Origin of the sequence: Chryseobacterium hilariae (assembly GCF_051400735.1) — a bacterium.
In the GTDB taxonomy this organism is placed as follows: Bacteria; Bacteroidota; Bacteroidia; order Flavobacteriales; family Weeksellaceae; genus Chryseobacterium.
Genome location: NZ_JBLFFJ010000007.1, coordinates 100,063 through 120,409, shown reverse-complemented (window position 1 = coordinate 120,409; position 20,347 = coordinate 100,063). Strand labels below are relative to the sequence as shown.

15 protein-coding genes are annotated in these 20,347 nt (G+C 36.4%); 8 read left to right on the top strand and 7 right to left on the bottom strand.

Translation table 11 applies throughout. From position 1 onward, the window contains the following. The first annotated feature begins 13 nt into the window (after positions 1 to 13). A complete protein-coding gene (locus tag ACMGDK_RS18680; protein WP_436809326.1) occupies positions 14 to 1,039 on the top strand; it encodes a terpene synthase family protein in 1,026 nt (341 codons plus the stop codon). 643 nt (positions 1,040 to 1,682) lie between these two features. Here the strand turns inward: ACMGDK_RS18680 and ACMGDK_RS18675 are convergent. Then, positions 1,683 to 2,228 (bottom strand): hypothetical protein, encoded by a 546-nt coding sequence (locus ACMGDK_RS18675; protein WP_436809325.1) that lies wholly within the window; start codon positions 2,226 to 2,228, stop codon positions 1,683 to 1,685. Between the two features lie 190 nt (positions 2,229 to 2,418). Then, positions 2,419 to 2,610 carry a hypothetical protein gene (locus ACMGDK_RS18670; protein WP_436809324.1) on the bottom strand — a complete coding sequence of 64 codons (192 nt, stop codon included), beginning with the start codon at positions 2,608 to 2,610 and terminating at the stop codon, positions 2,419 to 2,421. 92 nt (positions 2,611 to 2,702) lie between these two features. Between ACMGDK_RS18670 and ACMGDK_RS18665 the strand changes: the two genes are divergently transcribed. The 5 genes from ACMGDK_RS18665 to ACMGDK_RS18645 all read left to right on the top strand — a co-directional run bounded on the left by ACMGDK_RS18665 (position 2,703) and on the right by ACMGDK_RS18645 (position 6,772). Next, on the top strand, positions 2,703 to 3,917 hold the full coding sequence (locus ACMGDK_RS18665) for a sensor histidine kinase (RefSeq protein ID WP_436809323.1): 1,215 nt from the start codon (positions 2,703 to 2,705) through the stop codon (positions 3,915 to 3,917). 46 nt (positions 3,918 to 3,963) lie between these two features. After that, positions 3,964 to 4,602, top strand: coding sequence for a LytR/AlgR family response regulator transcription factor (locus ACMGDK_RS18660; protein WP_436809322.1), 639 nt, complete (start codon positions 3,964 to 3,966; stop codon positions 4,600 to 4,602). A gap of 401 nt (positions 4,603 to 5,003) precedes the next feature. Then, the gene (locus ACMGDK_RS18655) at positions 5,004 to 5,360 is read left to right on the top strand and encodes a hypothetical protein (protein ID WP_436809321.1); all 357 of its coding nucleotides are present in this window, start codon (positions 5,004 to 5,006) and stop codon (positions 5,358 to 5,360) included. Between the two features lie 2 nt (positions 5,361 to 5,362). Next, positions 5,363 to 5,836, top strand: coding sequence for a hypothetical protein (locus ACMGDK_RS18650; RefSeq protein ID WP_436809320.1), 474 nt, complete (start codon positions 5,363 to 5,365; stop codon positions 5,834 to 5,836). A gap of 357 nt (positions 5,837 to 6,193) precedes the next feature. After that, the gene (locus ACMGDK_RS18645; RefSeq protein WP_436809319.1) at positions 6,194 to 6,772 is read left to right on the top strand and encodes a peroxiredoxin family protein; all 579 of its coding nucleotides are present in this window, start codon (positions 6,194 to 6,196) and stop codon (positions 6,770 to 6,772) included. A 136-nt stretch (positions 6,773 to 6,908) separates the two neighbouring features. On the opposite strand, the gene ACMGDK_RS18640 is transcribed toward ACMGDK_RS18645, so the two are convergent. Together ACMGDK_RS18640 and ACMGDK_RS18635 are read right to left on the bottom strand one after the other, a co-directional pair. Then, positions 6,909 to 8,645 (bottom strand): RagB/SusD family nutrient uptake outer membrane protein, encoded by a 1,737-nt coding sequence (locus tag ACMGDK_RS18640; protein WP_436809318.1) that lies wholly within the window; start codon positions 8,643 to 8,645, stop codon positions 6,909 to 6,911. A 22-nt stretch (positions 8,646 to 8,667) separates the two neighbouring features. After that, entirely contained in the window at positions 8,668 to 11,433 is a 2,766-nt protein-coding gene (locus tag ACMGDK_RS18635; protein WP_436809317.1) for a SusC/RagA family TonB-linked outer membrane protein, read from the bottom strand. 281 nt (positions 11,434 to 11,714) lie between these two features. Here ACMGDK_RS18635 and ACMGDK_RS18630 point away from each other — a divergent pair, with 281 nt between their 5' ends. Both ACMGDK_RS18630 and ACMGDK_RS18625 read left to right on the top strand, forming a co-directional pair. Next, the gene (locus ACMGDK_RS18630) at positions 11,715 to 12,839 is read left to right on the top strand and encodes an alkaline phosphatase (RefSeq protein WP_436809316.1); all 1,125 of its coding nucleotides are present in this window, start codon (positions 11,715 to 11,717) and stop codon (positions 12,837 to 12,839) included. 20 nt (positions 12,840 to 12,859) lie between these two features. Beyond that, on the top strand, positions 12,860 to 14,641 hold the full coding sequence (locus ACMGDK_RS18625; RefSeq protein ID WP_436809315.1) for an alkaline phosphatase: 1,782 nt from the start codon (positions 12,860 to 12,862) through the stop codon (positions 14,639 to 14,641). A gap of 416 nt (positions 14,642 to 15,057) precedes the next feature. Here ACMGDK_RS18625 and ACMGDK_RS18620 read toward each other — a convergent pair whose 3' ends face one another. The 3 genes from ACMGDK_RS18620 to ACMGDK_RS18610 form a co-directional block, all read right to left on the bottom strand. Continuing rightward, positions 15,058 to 15,576, bottom strand: a complete 519-nt coding sequence (locus tag ACMGDK_RS18620) for a DUF2911 domain-containing protein (RefSeq protein WP_436809314.1) — start codon at positions 15,574 to 15,576, stop codon at positions 15,058 to 15,060. A gap of 25 nt (positions 15,577 to 15,601) precedes the next feature. Next, positions 15,602 to 17,293 carry a sodium:solute symporter family protein gene (locus ACMGDK_RS18615; RefSeq protein ID WP_436809313.1) on the bottom strand — a complete coding sequence of 564 codons (1,692 nt, stop codon included), beginning with the start codon at positions 17,291 to 17,293 and terminating at the stop codon, positions 15,602 to 15,604. Positions 17,294 to 17,393: 100 nt separating this feature from the next. After that, positions 17,394 to 19,898, bottom strand: coding sequence for a PIG-L family deacetylase (locus ACMGDK_RS18610; protein WP_436809312.1), 2,505 nt, complete (start codon positions 19,896 to 19,898; stop codon positions 17,394 to 17,396). Positions 19,899 to 20,347 lie beyond the last annotated feature (449 nt).

The window sequence follows — 20,347 nt, the reverse complement described above, 5'->3', positions numbered from 1 at the left end:
TAAAATCAAATTTATGAAAGAAGAACTTAAAATCCCGATTCCTAAATATCCTTGGCCACATATTCCAAGTCCTCTAACGTTTACTTTTGATGAGATAGAAAAGCAATGGATACAAGACGATTATGCCTATATGGGACCTGAGAGCGTCAAAAGATATATCAATCAAAATATAATAAAGGTGGCACCTTACATGTCGGCCACAACTACCAATGCAGACCTTCTGATACCCATATGCCGGTTTCTGTTGTATGAAACCTATTTTGATGATTATGTCGAAATTATGCCATTGGAAGAAGTTGCCGCTCTTAGAGACCGCGCTTTTGAGGTAATGATGGGTGATAGTGTACGTCCGGAAGAAATTGGGATGTTCAGGCAGATGGAACTTGCCAGAAAGGAATGGATCGCTAATGGTATGCCTCAATTCTGGATTGAAAGAATGGCAAAAGGTTTCTGGGAATTTATTACTTATGGAATCATGGAAGAAACTCATTTTAAACTCACCCAAACCTATCCCACATTAGCCCGTTATCTATTAATTAGGAGTCATTCAATAGGTCAGTTAGCTTATGGTAATATGATTGATCCGGCACTTGGATCCCCACTTCCGGAATATATTCACAAGCATCCGGCAATTCAAAGGGCAATGTTTCTCCACTCCATTATTATAGGGATACAAAATGATTTTGCCTCTATAAGAAAAGAAATGGCGACCGAAAATGAAAACTTTAACATTATACTTTTACTTCATCATACTCATCACCTTTCTCTTGAAGATGCACTTATAAAGGCAATGGCAATTCACGATGATTTTGTGGCTGAACTGGAAGATATTTCTCAATGCCTTCCCGACTTCGGTCCTTATCAAAAAGAAGCGGAGAATTATGTATATCATGCAAAGCTGATGATTACTGGTCTCAACGAATGGTATTACAGCTCTGGAACAAAACGTTATGCACCTGAAGGTTTTGCGACTCCAAAATACGGTGTACAAGGTGAAAAATCATTGGATTTTGAGGTAAAGCACATTCGTCAGGATTAAATATTTATTGATTAATTATTACTGTAATATAAGTTTTATTTGCATCCAATTGAAAAATGCTACTACATAAATTACTTTATTTGAAATACCATATTTCCGGCCATTTGAATTATCAAAGTATAACAAATATATAAATGTACCTAAGGGCACAACAGATTCAAAACAAATATTGAAACTTGTGGAATAACATTACCATTAAGATAATTCAACAGGAATTAAACAAAAAGAATAAAATATCAACACCCTTATTTTCAAACATATAGCTCTAAAATATTTTCAATATCATTATAAAAATAGTTTGGGTAGCCTACCAGCGAGTTCACAAGAGGGGATTTAAATTTTTCAAATTTAAATCCCCTCTTTTTTGTTTAGATAACTCCTTTCTCATTGCAATAGATAACAAAAAATGGAGCAAATCATCGATAGCAATTTGTTTGAGGGTTTTCTTTGTAACGATCAGACAGAACATAATTGGGATTGTCATCTACAATAAGCGCTTAAGGTTCTCTGTTCCGAACAACCATAAATATGTTCTGAAAATCTGGCTATAATATGACTAGAACAGATAAATCCGTTCATGAGAACGGATTTATCTGTTAACTATTACGTTGTTGCTGATAGCCTTGAGATGAAAGATGAAATATTAATAGGCGTTTTTCACCGTTAAATTGTAAGTGTCTGGTGCGCCTGGGATTCCACTTCCAGGCACCGACGCTTTCACTAGCGTAACAGGAGTCGTAATATTAACATGGTATTTGCCATTAGCATCTATAGTAACATCTGCTGTTCCACCTGAGGTAGCAGTTGCTGCATAATTAACTGCACCGCTTGTGACTGCAGTTCCTACGGTGCAAAGGAGCGACATATAACGTACATTAGGATTGGCCGACATTACACTACTGCTCGTCAATGTATATTTCCCTGCTCCTAAAGAAGATTGAAAAATAATTGTTAATGAGCTGCCCGAATAGGCACCATGATTACCTCCATCTCCGGATGTCGTAACCGTCATTCCTGCCAAGCCACCGGTATTACCTTGAGAGGAAGCTCCTCTATTATAGGAATAGGTACCCAGCTTCCAACTAGATTCAGATACAGGCGGTTCGGGAGCTGGATCTTCATCTTTGCTCCCGCAGGAAAATAGTACTGTGGAGCTGGCAAGTAAAATGTAAATAAGTGATGTTTTCATTTTATTTTATATTAGTTATTATATTAATGGTTGAAATAGACGCTATTTTGATTGTACATTTTTATATCCGAGTTGGTTTAAGATACGCGTTATCTGGATTTCAATAAGATTCTTCTGCTGCTACGGGCTGAGTCATACCCATAGCGGAAATGATATATGTTTTTTTATTGGGAGTAAGCCTCTTATTCCATTACTGTCGCTTGTAAAGGTTTTTTCTGTCCGAACGATAGCTGTAAGGAATGCTGGCACCTTCCAAGGGTAACTGTGTTTGCAGATTGCGCACACTTCCTTTACAATGACCTTCTGAATTTCCTGCCCAAGACCGCGATCTGTAAAAAAACTTATCAGTAAAATAATTAATATTCGCTTTTATTGTCTTCATAACATTGGATTTGCTACGAAAATACAGGGTTCTCAGTTAGGAAAAATGCTTTGCCGATAGATAAGTCGAATAAAGCAGATTAAAACATGCTATTGAAGGCAAATGGATTTTGTCGACAGAATAGCTCCATTTATAGGCCTATTTACGGTATCCGTCTTTTACCGATACCTTTCTTTTATAAAAATACTATCTTTGATACTAACATGTCGATTGTAGAAAAAACTATTCGCTATAGCACCATTTATCGGATTTCTAGCCACGTATTATTCTGGCTGGTAGTTTTCATTGTTCCTCAATATCAAACGGATATGAGTATCCGTGATATGCTGATCCAAAACTTATTTTACGTCTCCTTCTACATGATGGCCTCTTATTTTGTAGCTTATTTCATCATCCCCAAGTTTCAAAATGGAGAAAACTATTTGATCGTTATTCTTTATTTTATAATAGGCGGCTATCTCCTTAGTGCTCTTTCAAGAATCATGGTTGTCTATGTATTGGAGCCTTTGATACGTAAGCCTCCATATAGCCAAGAGTCGATATTGGAAATTGCTACCGATCTGAGAAAACTCCTCACGGATTATTTTCTTCAAAACTTTTCATTGGCATGGATTTTTGGCTTTATCAAGCTATCCAAAGACCAATATCTGATAAGACAACGCACATTGCAGTTGGAGAAGGAAAAGGCTGCAGCTGAATTAAATGCTCTTAAAGCACAATTAAATCCACATTTTCTATTTAATACCTTAAATAATATCTATAGTCTTTCGTTGGTCAATTCGCCAATCACTTCTTCGTCAATAGCGGGATTGGCAGAAATCTTAGATCATATACTATATCGCTGCAACAGCAATTTTGTTGCGATGTCTACAGAGATTAATCTGCTGGAGAATTACATTGCATTGGAAAAAATCAGATATGACAAGCGTCTAAACGTCTGTTTCAATCATGTCATCGATCAGGATGTGCAGATCGTCCCGCTCATCCTATTATCAATCATAGAGAATGCATTCAAACATGGTGCTGGAGAAGATATCGGCGAGCCGCGCATCGATATTGATCTAACAGTGGAGGCAGGCGCTCTACATTTTAAAGTGGAGAATACATATGTTGGTCAAGAAGAACATGTATATACGGAAAAAATAGGTATGAGCAATTTACGCAAACAATTAGCATTGGTCTACTCAAAAAATCATGAATTTAGAACATATATTTTAGAAGGTAGATTTGTAACTTTACTCACCATATACAATTTAACTATTGATGATACTCGATTCAAAAGCAAAAGTACGATGTCTTTTAGTTGATGATGAACCATTGGCAATTCAGTTGCTCCAAACTCATCTAAAAAGAATGGATATATTCGAGGTGGCAGCAACTTCGACCAATGCCCTAAAAGCCCTGGAAATTATACGATATGAGGCAATTGACCTGATCTTTTTGGATATTAAGATGCCACAGATGAATGGAATAGATTTTTTAAAAACGCTGAAGCATCCTCCGGCTGTTATCATTACGACTGCTTTCAGAGAATATGCCATTGAGGGATATGATCTGGATGTTGTAGATTATTTATTAAAACCGATTACTTTTGAGCGTTTTTTTAAAGCAATAGACCGTTATCTTAGAACCCGAAAAATCCAGCCCCAAGACATAATGCCTACGGCAAAAGACCAATCGATCACCATCAGGTCAGGTGGCAAATTTCATAGGTTGGACATTGCTGATATTCTTTATATTGAAAGTAACAAAGATTATATTACCATCCATTGTAGCCAACGACATGTGACAACGAAATACAGGATCACCATAATTGAACAAGAATTAAGGCCATTCAATTTTCTACGTATTCACCGATCATTCCTCATTAATATAAATAAAATTACAGCTTTTACTGCGAATGATATTGAAATCGGCGAACGGGTGATTCCAATTGGTACCAATTACAAAGAACTTGTCCAGCAAGCGTTAAAATATCACTGTTTAAAATAATTTGCCGAAAATGGCAGGCCTGCAGAACTACTTAAAATTATTTTCATCACCCATCTTTTGAAAAGCTGACACAGCTTTCTCCTTTGAACGGTCGTAAAATATGCAATTCTATATCATCATGGTAAAATACCTTTCCAACTATTTGAATCTAAGTAAGCATACTTTATATATGATTTCTTCAAAAATTAAATTAATTTTACGTACTCCCTCAATTTTATCCATCATGAAGTTAGAGCTATAAACGTCTCTGTAACCATAGCTTTTTTTAGAAATTACGAAGATTTAGTTTTACAGAAAAGAATGATAATATATAATAATATTAAAAATAAATTTAATAATAATGTTTTATATTTCAATTATACGCATTATATTTACTTTATTAACACTAAATTATATATTTTATGAAAAAATTAATTTTTACATTAATTTGTACAACTACACTAGTTTTTAGTAGTTGTTCAGAAGATTCTCATCAAGAAAAGGAAGTTCAAGAGCAAAATCAGGTGGTAACAGCAAACAAGTCTGTAAACAAAACTCAGCAAGAAATCGATAATCTTCTCAAATATTTTACAACAAAGGATTATCATTACTCTGTTTCCGGCTTAACTAAGGAGGAAGTGCAAAAGGATATGGCAATGAAATTACTGCCAAAATGCAAACAACTTCTTATGGAAAATGGATATACGGAAGATGCCATTAATAAATTTGACAACGATTACAAAGCTATTATACTTACAGCATTTAACTTAAAAAAATAATCATGAAAAAGTTCTTTTTATCAGTTGCGCTTGTATTTGGCGCAGTTAATTTTGCAATGGCAGTCCCAACCTTTTATTATAATTTTGGAAGTTACGACGTAGAAGGTTTATTTGTTTATTATTCAAGTCCAACTAATGGAATGGGTTGTTACGATGGAGACATGCTTCCACTGAAACTGACAAGTTCAAATGTTCTTACAAATATGAATACTGGCCTTGTAGTTCCAGCTAACCAACTTACACATGCATATGTATGTGGTTCATCTCCAACGCCGGTATGTAGTACTACAACGGATGTAGTATTTAGAGGCATGAGATTTTATACTACAATAAGTAATTTTGCCGGGATGGCAGGAACAAGCTGTACATATTTTGTTCAGGTTCCAACACCTAACGGATGGAAAATAACAATGCCAGGTTTGGAAAGTCTAACATTTATAGACTTAGGGTTCATGGCACAATATATTTACCAATAAGAAAAAGAGAGTATGATCTCTCTTTTTTCTATTTATCCTGAAAAAATTCAAATTTATAATAAAATAAAAAATTCATTATTGCCCAACTTAGGTTATTTACGTTTGTAGCGTGTAATGAAGATTTTTATCCGGAAGTTGATAAAATGAATGAAATCAGGACAGCAATGCTTCTGGGAAAGAAGAAGAAAAATTCCTGGTTATAAAACAAATCCTCGAATAATATCGGGGATTTTTACTGTATATGCTTTTTATTTTCCTCTAAGAAATAAGGATTAATTTTTATCAGAATACAAAGTTCCATCAATAAAAACATTAGTGTATATTTAAGAATTTCATTCATCGAGCATAAAAACTATCATGAAACACATTTTAGCCTTATTTATAATATTATCCATATTATCTTGCGAAAGCAAAGAACAAAAAAAAGAGAGAATTTTAAAGGAATTCGAGAAAGAAGCTAAGGAGTTACAAAAAAATCAGATTGATTTTTCACTCAATGCAAGGCCCAGATATTTTACAGCTAAAACAATTAATGGTACTGTATTCAATTCACAGAATTATAAAGACAAAAATCTTGTAGTCTTCATATATGACAAGTCTTATTTAAAAAAGAGCGAGTCTTATGATATGGCGGAAGAGTTCAATACTCTATATACGAAGTATAAAAATGACGCTTATTTTATTGGTATAGTAGAAGGTTTTATAGAAGATGAAAAAGAGCTAAAGAATTATCTAAGCCATTCACAAGTTCTGTTTGAGCAGATCGACAATACCAAATCTTACAGTAAATCAGAAAAATTAAATTACAATCTATTTTGCAGTCCTGCAAAGGTTCTTATTGGTACTAACGGAAAGGTTATACACTCTTCTTGTGGCGATGGCAATAATATGGTGATCGAACAGAAGCTCGACAGTATAAGGGCTATTGTAAAATAATTAAAGTATTGCCTATGTTACAATATAATTACAATTGTAGGAAATTTGCTTTTCAAATAATCAAGTTGGACCATAAAATCAAAACTGTCAGCAGAAATTCTGCTGACAGTTTTTTTGAAAGTAAAAAAATGTAATATTAATATCCCTCGTTCTGAACCAGATATCCAGGAACGCTTGACGCTCCGTCAATTGTCGATTGTGGAATCGGGAAAAGCCTTTTTCGTACATCAGCATTTGTTTTAGAGGTATAGGCATCTTCATAATGACCAAAACGGATCATATCTGTTCTTCTGGAATATTCCCAGTAAAACTCAAAACCTCTTTCTCTGTATAAAAGATCAAGATTCATCACTGTCAGTGCAGGAGGTGTAACGTTAGGTCTGGCTGTTCTAGATGCTCTAACCAGATTAACATCCGCTAAAGCTGCCCCTGCATTTCCTTTTCTTAACTGGGCTTCTGCTCTCATCAGATAAATATCCGCTAAGCGTAAAAGGACAATGTCTGCATTTCCTCTGTTTCTTCCTGTATCTGAAGTTCTGCTGAACTGGTATTTTGAAACTCGGTATCCATCGGTGTAATCTTTATTGTTTGGATTTTCTAAATCGATATCCAGCGTGTGATTTACATAACTTACAAATCCGTTTCTCTGCTCTATGATAGGATAAATTTTATATTGTCCGTTCAGAGTTTGGAAAGGCTGTCCATTTGATGCGTTTCGCAATCCCCACTGAACTCCTCTCTGAATTCCTCTGTTAATTTCATAAGTAGCACCATTCACAAGGAAATAATGATTCGCATCATTTGCAGGAGTCACTCCGGTTAAATCCTGTAGATTTGCCGGAACACTAAAGTTTTCCTTATAAAATCTGGCATCTGCCTGAGCCGGATCAGTGCTTCCGTAAGCCTCAACCCATGTCTTATAAAAATCAGAAGTTATCGCAGGTCCATCTGTTCCGTTGGCTTTAGGGAATGCAGCTAAAGGATACTGACTTCCTGACAAAGACCAATAACCTAATCTGTTGTGTGATGTGTTAAGGTCCTGACGTTGATCAATCGCAAAAATTAATTCTTTGTTTGAATGGTTATTGTCATCAAATATGGCAAAATATTCCGCGGATAAACTAAATAATCCGCTGTTGATGACTTTGTTAGTATATTCAATTACCTTATCCATATCTCCCGCTGCAAAAGAAGGAGTTCCGTAAGGGTTTCTGTAAACCGCTGCATTAAGGTAAAGCTGTGCTAAAAATCCGTTTACTGCTGCTTGAGAAACTCTTCCCGGACCTTTCGTGTTGTCCAGATCATTTACAACAGCTAAAAATTCACTTTCAATATATGAAACAGCTTGCTGCTTTCTTAAAATTTCAGAGTTTTGATCTATATTGTCTTTTTTAAATGCAATTCCCCAATAATCAAGCATTAGCATATTGTAATAAGCTCTCAAAGCACGCATTTCTGCAACAGCTTTAGCAGCATTGGGATTTGTTGCAGCAAGAGGTTGTAGCTTTTCGATTGCAGTTACGGTTCTCGAAAGCATTAATCTTATTGCATCCCAGGTTTGTTGTACAACAACGTTTGTAGTTGTAGTGGTGTGCTGATGAAGTTCAATGTATTTTCCGCCATCATACCAATCGTTTCCACTTCCTCTTGGAGGAAGAATGGCTTGGTCTGAGCTGATCAGCTGAAGCCCATAATTTTTGGTGTGGGTAAATGCATCTGAAAGCGGGCCGTAAGCCGGAGCGATGAAAGATTCAACGGGCGTTGTTGTTTGCGCATCAAGCGATTCATCGATAACCAATTCCTCAAGATCTGTACATCCTACAAGTGCCAAAGCACTTAGACTAAAAATAGAGGTTAAAAATTTATTTTTCATTTTTTTCTTTTTAAATAATTAATTAAAATGCTACGTTTACACCAAATACAAAGCTTCTGGCTTTAGGATAAGTAACGTAATCAATTCCGAAAGACTGAATTCCGCCCTGAGATAAACCGGTATTAATTTCAGGATCGAAACCTGAATATTTCGTAATCACGAATAAATTTTGAGCGGTCACTGAGAATCTGATATTTCTGATATGCTCACCAATTCCCAGAATTTTCGGATTCAGATTGTAACCTAAAGTCGCATTATTCAATCTGAAAAAATCTCCCTTTTCAAGGTATCTTGTTGAAATTACATTGGTATTGTTTACACTTTCATTAGGAAATTGTGTTGCAGCGTCTGTTGTGTTGTGAGATAATCCCAATCTACCTCTTGAAAATAACGTAGAAGCAGTATTGTTATAAATCATATTGCCTGAAACGCCGTTGAAATTTAATCCTAAATCGAAGTTTTTGTAAGCTGCTTTCAGGTAAAGATTATAAGTGAAATCCGGTAAAGCGCTTCCTGCAGCAACTCTGTCGTTGTCTGTGATAATTCCGTCTCCGTTTACATCTCTGAAGATATTGGTGCCGTTTTCGCTTAATCCTAGAAATTCCCTTACGTAGAAAGTTCCGATTGGTTCATTATTAATATATCCGTTGATAACAGCGTTGGTTGTTCCCGGTCCTTGTGCTTCTCCTGTGGAGATTACTTTGTATGGAGAATTTTTTACTTCATTTTTAATAAAAGAAGCATTTCCTCCAATGCTATATGTAAATGCTTTATCCGGATTGCTGTTGTAGTGTAATGAAATTTCCCAACCCGTATTGTTGATCTGCATATTCGGGATATTCTTCCACATTGTTGGAGCCGGCGATACAGGATCCGGAGTATTTATGATCGAAATAATGTTATCAGAAACTTTTCTGAAGAAATCTACAGTACCTGTCAACCTGTTATTTAAAATTCCAAAGTCTAATCCAATATTGGTTTGTGTTGTTACTTCCCATTGTAGATCCGGGTTGTCGGCTCTTACCAAGTACACTCCTACAGGATAATTCCCACTGTCATTTAGAGGATAAGTTGCCTGTGCAGTTCCGCTAGAATCCGCTTGGTAACTTCTTTTTGTTACCTTACCCGGTATTTCCTGATTTCCTGTTTTACCCCAGCTTGCTCTTAATTTCAGATTGTTGATCTGCTCTACATCCGAAAGAAATTTTTCTTTACTGATGTTCCATCCTGCAGCGACTGACGGGAATATTCCGTACTTGTTATTCGCTCCGAATTTAGAAGATCCATCGGCTCTTAAAGTTGCTGTTAAAAGATATTTATCCTGGAAGTCATAATTTACCCTCCCAAACCAGGACTGTAATTCATTTTTATTGGCAATAATTGACGTTGTCTGATTCGTTGCACCTGCAGCAGGAATCTGATATTGCGGTTCGATTCCATTAATTGGGAAATTCTGATAATACCATCCTCTCGATGTTAACATTAATCTCTGGTAAGAATGCCCAGCCATTATATTAAAATCATGACTGTTGATTTTAAATTTATACGTTAATGTATTTTCTACAAGAGTATTATTATTTGAATAATTGCTTAGGTTTAAAGTTCCGATCTCCAGAGGAATAGCATGCGGAATATTCTGGATAACTCTTTCTGCTGTAGAATAGTCAATTCCTAAATTCAGCTTATAAGTCAATCCTTTAATAATTTCTACAGAAGGAGAAATGTTGGCTAAAATTCTGTTATTTGTTGTAAAATCCTTGTAAATCTCGCGACGAATTAATGGGTTAAAAGCCCCATTATTAAAGACAGTAGTTGGTGCCCCATTTGTATATGCGGGATACGTAGGATTCCATGTAAGCATAGTGGAAACTACGTCTGTTGAATTGGGTCTGTTATTTTCGGTTCTTACTCCGTTTAGGTTAAAGTCAATGTTTACTCTTCCGTCAAAAGCTTTTTGTGAAACATTGATACGACCAGAATATCTTTTTAGATTACTGTTGTGAAGAATTCCTTCCTGATCTTCATATCCTAAAGCAGCATAATAATTCGAAGTATCTGTCGCTCCGGCTGCTGAAAAATTTACGTTTTTAGAAACGCCCGTTCTTGTCAACTCATCCTGCCAATCAGTATTTCCTCCCATATCATCCAATTTTCCTCCGGCTGCGGTTACCTGTCTTCTGAATTCGTCTGCCCCAAAAACCTTCATTTTGTTCGCAAGATTGGAAATCGTAAGATTGGAAGAAAGATTCATCTGAATTCTACCTTTTTTACCTTTTTTAGTCGTGATGATAATCACTCCATTGGCTCCTCTTGCTCCATAGATTGCAGCTGCAGAAGCATCTTTCAAAATATCCAATGATTCAATATCATCAGGATTAATGAAGTTCATCGGGTTGTTAGCTGTTCCGGTGTTGCTGTTATCGATTACGAACCCGTCGATAACGTAAAGTGGAGTCGTTCCTGAACGTAAACTTCCGACTCCTCTGATGATAATATTTTGGTTAGCTCCCGGTTCACCACTTACATTCGCAACATTTACTCCGGCAACTTTTCCCTGAAGCAACTGACCAACATTGGCAACCATTCCTTTATTAAAATCTTCGCTTTTTACAGAACCTACAGCTCCGGTTACATCAGATTTTTTTTGACTTCCGTAGCCTATCATCACCACTTCTTCAATATCTGTCAATTTGTTCTCATCCTTGAGCGTGTCGGATTCTTTTTTTTGTGCAAATGTTAAGCTGACACAACTCATCAAAACTGTCGGCACGAGATAAATACGTTTCATTCCTTATTATTTTCGTGCAAAATTAGCTCGCCCAAAGAATAAAATATATTAATCAACCTTTAACAAATGAACATTAAAAAGTTAACATAATATGCAATTTATTATCGAAAATTAAATTTACATAAACTTTTAAATCAATCTCATTTTTAAGGATCTAAAAACCAAAATAATAGCTGTTAACATTGGATTTCCGGATTTAACTCTATTTTTTCAACTATACTTTGTAAGTAATTTTGCACACTGATTTACCATTAATTATAATTATTAAAAATCCAATCATTATGAAATTTACATACACAATTAATAAAGCAAAAAAAGCACTATTATTATTTTTTCTTCTTTTTACATTATTGATTGAAGCGCAAATGCAAAAACCTTTGAATATCATTTTTATGATTGGTGATGGAATGGGCGTTTCACAGGTTACTTCTGCATTCTATTTTGGAAGTTCAGAACCTAATTTTCAAAAATTTAAAATTGTAGGTCTGTCTGAAACATCTTCAACCAGCGACTGGGTTACAGATTCTGCTGCCGGGGCAACCGCTTTATCAACAGGTGAAAAAACTTACAAACGTGCGATTGGCGTAAATAAAGATTCGGTAGCACTTCCAACGATATTAGAACAGCTGCAGAAAAAAAATTATCAGACAGGATTAGTAAGTCTTACAAGCATTACCCATGCAACACCTGCTTCTTACTACGCTCATGTAAAAGACAGAGATCTTCATGAAGATATTGCGCTTGACCTTGTAAAAGCAAACGTCAATTTTTTAGCAGGCGGAGGTTTAAAATTTTTCAATAAAAGAAAAGATGGAAAAAATCTTTTAAATGAATTTAAAAAGCTCAATTATAATATAGACACGCTGAAACTTTCAAAACCAATTCAAAATAAAAACAACTTTTATCTTTTGGCGCAGGACGAACTCCCGAATAAAGTTCAGGGAAGAGGAGATTTTCTTCCTGAAGCCACACAAGCCGCTTTAGATTACTTATCTAAAAACAAAAAGCCTTTCTTCTTGATGGTGGAAGGTTCATTTATCGATTGGGGCGGTCATGCAAAAGATGGCGAAATGATGGTAAAAGAAGTTTTAGACTTCGATAAAACTATAGGCGTGGTGATGGAATTCATCAAAGAAAACCCGAATACGCTGTTGGTTGTCACAGCAGATCACGAGACGGGCGGTGCAAGTATCGGAAAATTCATGGAAAAAGATTCAACAGGAAAAGAGAAGAACATTAAAGACAAAGTGCAGGTGAATTTCATCGACAATCAACACACTGCGGCTTTAGTTCCCGTTTTTGCGATGGGAAAAAACCAGGAGCTTTTCTCTGGCGTATACCCCAACAACATCATCTATCACAAGCTTGTTGAAGCTTTGAAAAAAAACGGAACCACTATTAGATAATTTATTTTTACTGAAATTTTATGTACTTACATTTAAAAAAAATCACAAGCTTTGTAACTCTTTTTTTTGTTGCAACTGTTTTCAGTCAAACTACAAGAGTACACTCTCATAATGATTATGAACAGAAAATCCCATTTTGGTATGCCTTAGGTTCTGATGCAAATTCAATTGAAGTGGATGTTTTTCTTGAAAACAACGAACTTTTTGTAGCTCACAACAAAAAAGACATTACCAATGAACGAACATTTGAAAGTTTATATCTGAATCCTATTGATAAAGCATTAGGAATGAATATGATCAAACAGGAATCTCTACAGATTTTGATTGATATTAAAACAGATGCTAAAACAACTTTAAAGCGGATTGTAAAAACAATTCAGAAATATCCGGCCATTACAGCTCAAAAAAAAGTACGTTTTGTTATTTCAGGGAACCAGCCAAAACCGGAAGAATATACTTCTTATCCCGGATTTATTTTTTTTGATTATCAAAAACTGGATAATTTAACAACAGATCAATGGAATAAAGTTGCTTTGCTTAGCTTAAGCTTTCCGCAATATTCTAAATGGAACGGTAAAGGAGGTTTAACGGAAGAAGATTTACCGAAAGTAACCGAAGTCATCAAAAAAGCAAAATCATTTGGGAAACCATTCAGATTCTGGGCGATTCCCGACGGGAAAACTTCCTGGGAGTTTTTTGCACACAACGGTGTTGATTTTATTAATACAGATCATCCGAAAGAATGTGTGGAATATGTAAATTCTTTGGAGAAAAGAACTTTTAAGAATAATCTGTTTTCAGAAGTTTATCAGCCTGAATTTTCCTATCTGAACAAAAATGTTCCTGTAAAAAATGTTATTTTATTAATCGGTGACGGAAATGGTCTTTCACAAATTTCTTCATCCGTTTTAGCCAATAAAGGACAATTAACGTTAACGCAATTGAAAAATATTGGTTTAATTAAGACTACTTCGACTGATAATTTCACCACAGATTCTGCAGCAGGAGCAACTGCTTTTTCAACAGGAAAAAAAACAAAAAACAGATTTATCGGAGTAGACTCTAAGGGGCAAAAAACGGCAAACCTTACTGAAATTCTATCAGAAAAAGGCTTCAGCACCGGAATTATTACAACTGACGAAATTGTGGGAGCAACACCTTCTGCATTTTATGCTCATCAGAAAGACCGTAGTATGGAAAAGGAAATTGCTGAAGATTTGCCAAAATCAAAACTTAACTTTTTTGCAGCGGGTGGGAAATCTAAAGTTTCCGGCCTCTATGATTTTAAATTAGCCGAAAACCCGAAGGAGGTTGCAGAAAGTAAAGCCAGCCGTTTGGCATACTATCTTTCCGATAACGGTGTCCCGCAAGTTTTGAAAGGTCGCGGGAATCTTTTGGCTGAAACTGTAGAAAGTGGACTGCAATTTTTAAAAAGCAAGAAAAAACCATTCTTCATCATGATTGAGGCAGCGCAAATTGACAGCGGCGGCCACAGCAATAATGTAGGAACCATCGTTACTGAAGGTATTGATTTTGACAGAGCAATTACAAAAGCAGTACAGTTTGCAGATCAGAATCCCGGGACTTTGGTGATAATTACTGCAGATCACGAGACAGGGGGTTTTAGTATTCCTCATGGCGATCTGGAAACAAGCACTGTAGAAGGTGATTTTACGACAGACGACCACTCAGCTACATTAATTCCTGTGTTTTCCTACGGTTCAGGCTCGGAAATTTTTACGGGAGTATACGAGAATAATGAAATTTTCCATAAAATATTGAAAATTTTGAACGTGAATTAGTTTTACAATTACTTTTTCTAAATACATACAGCTTTGAAAAAACATTTTTCTATTCATCTATTGGTCGATTTACTGCTTTCGTCAAACGTATTTGCACAACAGAAAGCCATCAAATAGCATTTTTGGCAGATGCTCATTTTCAGGATCTTTACGGAAATTTTTCAGATAAGACATTCAAAGGACTAGAATCTGAGTGGATTACAGTCTCCAAATGGAGAAAACAGTTTGAAACAAATTAATTCGAGAATAGCCTCAATGCAATTTTGAAAGTGCAATGATTCTAGAAACACAAACTAAGACCAGCTATACTGGTCTTTTTATATCACTGGAATTTACAATAGTAGTCTTTGATACAATATCAAAATTGTAAACAAAAAATCCCGTATTAACGGGATTTTTATTTCTTATATTTAAATTTATTTTATCTCTACAGGAACTGAGATTTTATCCCAATCCATTGTGAATCCATTATTGTTTATTTTATACACTAAAGTTTCCTGTGTTGCCTGTAAAGCTTTTGTTTTTACATCAACACGTAAAGCATCTTTAGCTTCTTCGTATTTATAAGCACCCCATTGTTTTGGCTCCTTGTTAAAAATCGCAGTCCAGGTTCCACTTTGTTTAGGGATTAAGAAAAAGCTGTATTTACCTGCGGGAAGTTTTTTACCCTGAACGGTAATGTCTTTATCCGTTTCGAAAGTTGTTGCTTCATTGGCACCTGCACGCCAAACTTTATCATAAGCTTCCAGACCACCCCAGATTGTACGCCCTTTAACAGAAGGACTGCTGTAGGCTATTGTAATGGTTGCATCTTTAATTTTTCCCGTTGCAGTAGCCGCAGGGCTGGCAGGTTTTTTAGCCTCCTGTGCAAATGCATTTACTGAAATCGTCATTGCAGCAATAACTACGGTAACAGATTTAATCATTGTTTTCATAATATTTTTGTTTGTTGTTGTTCGTTTACGAATTTACTGCTTTCGGCTTATAAAACAGCAACCCGATTGCAGAAAATATAATGACTGCCGCTGCCCCTATTACATTAAGCCAAAGGAAAGAAACGATATCAAAATTATAAACGGCAATAACTGCAATTTCTGATAAAATTGCAGAAATAAATACATTTGAACCGGTGATTTTTTTATAGTAAAATGCGACAAGAAAAATCCCCAAGATCGGCCCGTAGAAAAGAGAACCCAATACATTAACCGCTTCAATAAGGGAACCCATCTGAGTGGCAAACATGGCAACACCGATTGAGAAAATACCCCAGGCTAAGGTGTGCAAGCGACTGTACTTCAATTCGGTTTCATCATCAGGAATTTCTTTACTAAATATCAAATGAACATCTTTTAATGAGCAGGCGGCAAGGGAATTCAGCGCTGCGGAAATTGAACCCCAGCTGGCCAGAAAAATAACGGCAAACAGTAAACCGATCATCCCTACAGGCAAGGTATTTTTCACGAAATACAGGAAAATGTAATTGGTATCCGTTTTCTCCGCATTATAGTTTGAGTTATTGATAGCTTCCTCTACCCTGCCGTGCAATGCTTTTACTTGGGTTTGTGTGTTTTTAAAATCCTGAATTGTTTTGTTAAGTTGGGGAGAATGAGCTTCTTTCAACTTTAGAATTTCTTTCGATTCTGCATTAAATTTTATTTGTAAATCCTGATGTTCTTTTTCAAAAACCGCAGCTTGTTCAGGTTTTGTTTCCTTCAAATATTGATAAGAGCGTTCATTAAAATAAATCGGAGCCGGTTTTAGAGAAAAGAATGCGAAAAGTAAGGCACCAATCAGAAGAATAGCAAATTGCATCGGGATTTTAACCAATCCGTTCAGCAGCAAACCCATTTTTGCATTGGTATTGTCTTTCGCAGTAATATACCTGCCGACCTGACTCTGGTCCGTACCGAAGTAAGAAAGTGCCAGAAAAAAACCGCCAATTAACCCGCTCCAAATATTGTATTTATCTTTCCAATCGAATTCTGTGGTGATTACATTCAGCTTTCCGGATTTCCCCGCCAGATACAGTGCATCCTTAAAACCAATTCCATTCGGCATATTCTGAATAAGCAGATAACCTGCAAAAGCCATTGTTCCCAGAATAATAAGAAACTGTAATTTTTGGGTGTGAGCGATCGCTTTTGCACCGCCAACATAGGTATAAATCAACAGAATGCCACCTGTTAAAACATTGGTTAAATAAATATTCCAGTTTAAAACGCTTGACAAGATGATACTCGGAGCGTAGATACTGATTCCTGTTGATAAACCTCTGGAAAAAAGGAAAAGCAGTGAAGTGAGCACCCTTGTTTTTTTATCAAAACGGTTTTCCAGATATTCATAGGCAGTGTAAACATTTAAGCGCTGAAAAATCGGGATGAAAGTAATACAGATAACAATCATTGCTAAAGGCAAACCAAAGTAATACTGAACGAAACGCATACCGTCCGTATAAGCCTGCCCCGGTGCCGAAAGAAAAGTAATGGCACTTGCCTGCGTGGCCATAATACCTATCAGCACAATGTACCAGGGCATTTTATTATCTGCTTTCAGGTAGGTTTCGTTGCTTTTTTGGCCACGACCGATGAATACGCCGTAAACAACCACTGCAACAAGTGTAAAAATAAGAACGGTCCAATCTATAGTACTCATGCCCAGAATTTAGTAAACAAATAATAAAATGCGATCTGCAATACTAATGCAACGGCTAATAGTATGTACCAGGTATTCCAATTTTTAAGTTGCTTGTTCATCAGTTTTTCTGTGCAGATAAAAAGTTAAAAAATAAACGTGCCGCCCCAACATTTCCCGCAGGCAGCTGTCTGAAAAATGCCAACGGTGTATAAATAAAATTACCCTTCCCGTATTTGGCATATAAAGTTGATCCCTGCAGCGGCTCTTCATCTGTATCGTGCATTTCAAAAAGTGGCTCATACGCTGCATCCCATTGAGCAGGGAAATAGGCACCACGCTCCTGTACCCAACCGTTAAAATCATCCGCAGTAATTTTGTTCGGAAAGTTCAGTAATTTATGATTTGGATTTAAAAACGTAACCGCAGCATTTTCTTCGGTAACCCGCTTATTGGCAATACTGAAATTATACATCCCCAATTGGTCAACGGTTGTATCCTGGTTGGTGTTATACTGCATCACCAAATTACCTCCGGCTTTTACATAAGACCATAAAAAAGGCATCCAGCGGCCCAACTTTTTCTCTGTATTATTGGCACGAACACCAAGTACAATTGCATCATATTGTGATAGCTTGTTTTGACTACCGTTTCCGCCGGATTCATCTATGTTCCCATAAAAGTCTCCGTCTTTCAAAATATCGACCTGAATACCTGCAATGCGTAGGAACTCAGGAATGAAATCGCCCGCACCTTCTATGTAACCTACTTTTTTAACCTTCGCCTGAATATCACCTTTCATTACGGTAATCGTTGCAGGCGCAAAATATTGTAAGGAGGGTAAATGCGGATACTGAATTAATACTTGTTTTTTATTATAAGTTACTCCATCTGCAACAAAATTGGCATCCAATTGCAAACGAGATGAATGTATTGCGGCAAGCTTAGTTTTTGGAATAACGTAATCGATTGTAGTATCCTTTCCATTGAGCGAACTTACATCAGCACCGCCTAATCGTTCTCCGTTATACATCAGGTTTACTTTACCGTTACTGTACTGTCTGTTAGAATTAACCTTAACATTTAAACTCAAATGTAAATCTTCATTTTCTTTAACCCAATAAAGTGGTTGTGTAAATTTCAGTTCCAATGCAGGAACAATGCGCAAGGCTTCGACTACATCACCACGCACCGGGTCTAATTTCTTGAAAGATAAAGGAAGTTTAACCTGAAACTTTTCCGAACCGATTTTTAAACCAAGCAAAACATTCAATGGTGATTCTGCCTCAGGCAAACCGATTAAAGTATCATTTGGAACAGAAAAGGTTGCTGCGTTCGTAGGAGATTTTGCCAACCAATAAGGTTCTGTAAGTGCTGCATCTGCAGGAATCTGAATTTTATGCTCAATGGTAATTAAAGAATCTTTTGATAGTTTTCTGTTGAAACTTTCTGATTGACTTAACCATTTTACATCTTCTAAAACGACAGGGTTTGCAGCTCTTGAAATCAAATTTAACCTGAAATTATAATGCTCCCCCGCAACAGCTTCAGCCTGACTGGTAACCACCTCGCCCATAAATCCGGCACAGCTTAAAATGATATGGTCAAGAGATTTAATTTTATCCTTTTTTAGATCTCCATCCTGAAGAGCTACAACCTTTTTTCGTAAAGCAAACAAAGCGGGTAAGCTAAGGTCTGGATTATTGAAATTGAAAGCAGAAATAATTTTATCTAATGATTGGTCAATATCAGCATTTCCTTTTGCAGTCCAGGTTTTAACTACTCCATCAAAAAGTGTTGCTTTTGCAGGCTCGCCAATAACGTGGGCAAAATATTCTGTTCTTATCCCGGCTACAGACTGTGTTCCCGCACCCTGGCTTTTATGTAAACTTCTGCTTAATCCTGCCAGTTCACCATAGCCCATTCCCAGTTGCGCATCATATTGCCCAACGGTAACTTTCAGTTGATTTTCAGCTGTAGTATTGACCCCTCCAAAGCGGAAAGTATTCCACAATACGCGTTTTGGCTGCCATGCATTAACATATTTTAGTTGATCTGGGAAAGCCGTTTTATCTCCTGCCAGCTTAAAAGCTTTTTCCGCAACTACGGCCGAAGCCGCATGTTGTCCGTGTCCTGCCGCAGCAGTAGGAGGAAAACGGCAAATGATAACATCAGGACGGAATTTACGGATTACCCAAACTACATCAGCAACAATGCTATCTGCATTCCATTGTTTAAAGGTATCGGTCGTATTTTTGGAAAACCCGAAATCAATCGCCCGGGTAAAAAACTGTTGGGCGCCGTCTAGTTTTCTTGCTTCTAAAAGCTCATGTGTTCTGATTAAACCCAGTGCAGCACCCTGCTCTGTGCCTAATAAATTCTGACCACCATCACCTCTGGTTAAAGACAGATAGCCCGTTTCTACATTTTGGTCGTTGATTAGCCAGGAGAGCAATCCTGTATTTTCATCATCGGGATGAGCCGCTAGGTATAAAACTTTTGGTATGTGTTTAAGGGTTTTGAGTTCGCGGTAAATTTCAGATGATTTTGAGGGCCGAACCTGTTGGGCCGAACAAAAAACCGTATAAAAGCCAAGGATAAATACAGTGCTTACTTTTTTGAACATTTGAATTTGCTTTGCAGGGCAAATATAAGTAAATCATCTTTCTTTCAACCTTAAATTAACAACTCCAAACATTATTATATTCTTCGTAAAATCTTTGTGTGAAGGTAAAAGAGAATCGAAACAAAATAAAGTCCAACTATGTCAACTTCGATTGTTTCGAATACTTAAGATTATATTGCAAAAAGTTTAGCCAACAAGAAAATTACCTGATAAAAATGAGCTTTGTCTCTATTTCAGAACTTACTATTATAAGATTTGCACCGGAATAACTCGCTACCAAAGCGCCAGGGCACTGGCAAAATTAAGAGTTTCATTAGGATTTTGATGTGAAAGCAATTCGTAATCAGGCGGGCTAAAAAAAGAATCTTCTGTCCCATACTGTATCTGCCACTTTTACAGGATAGTCTTCGTGTCTATATAATTAATCATTCCATAACAGGGTAGATCTG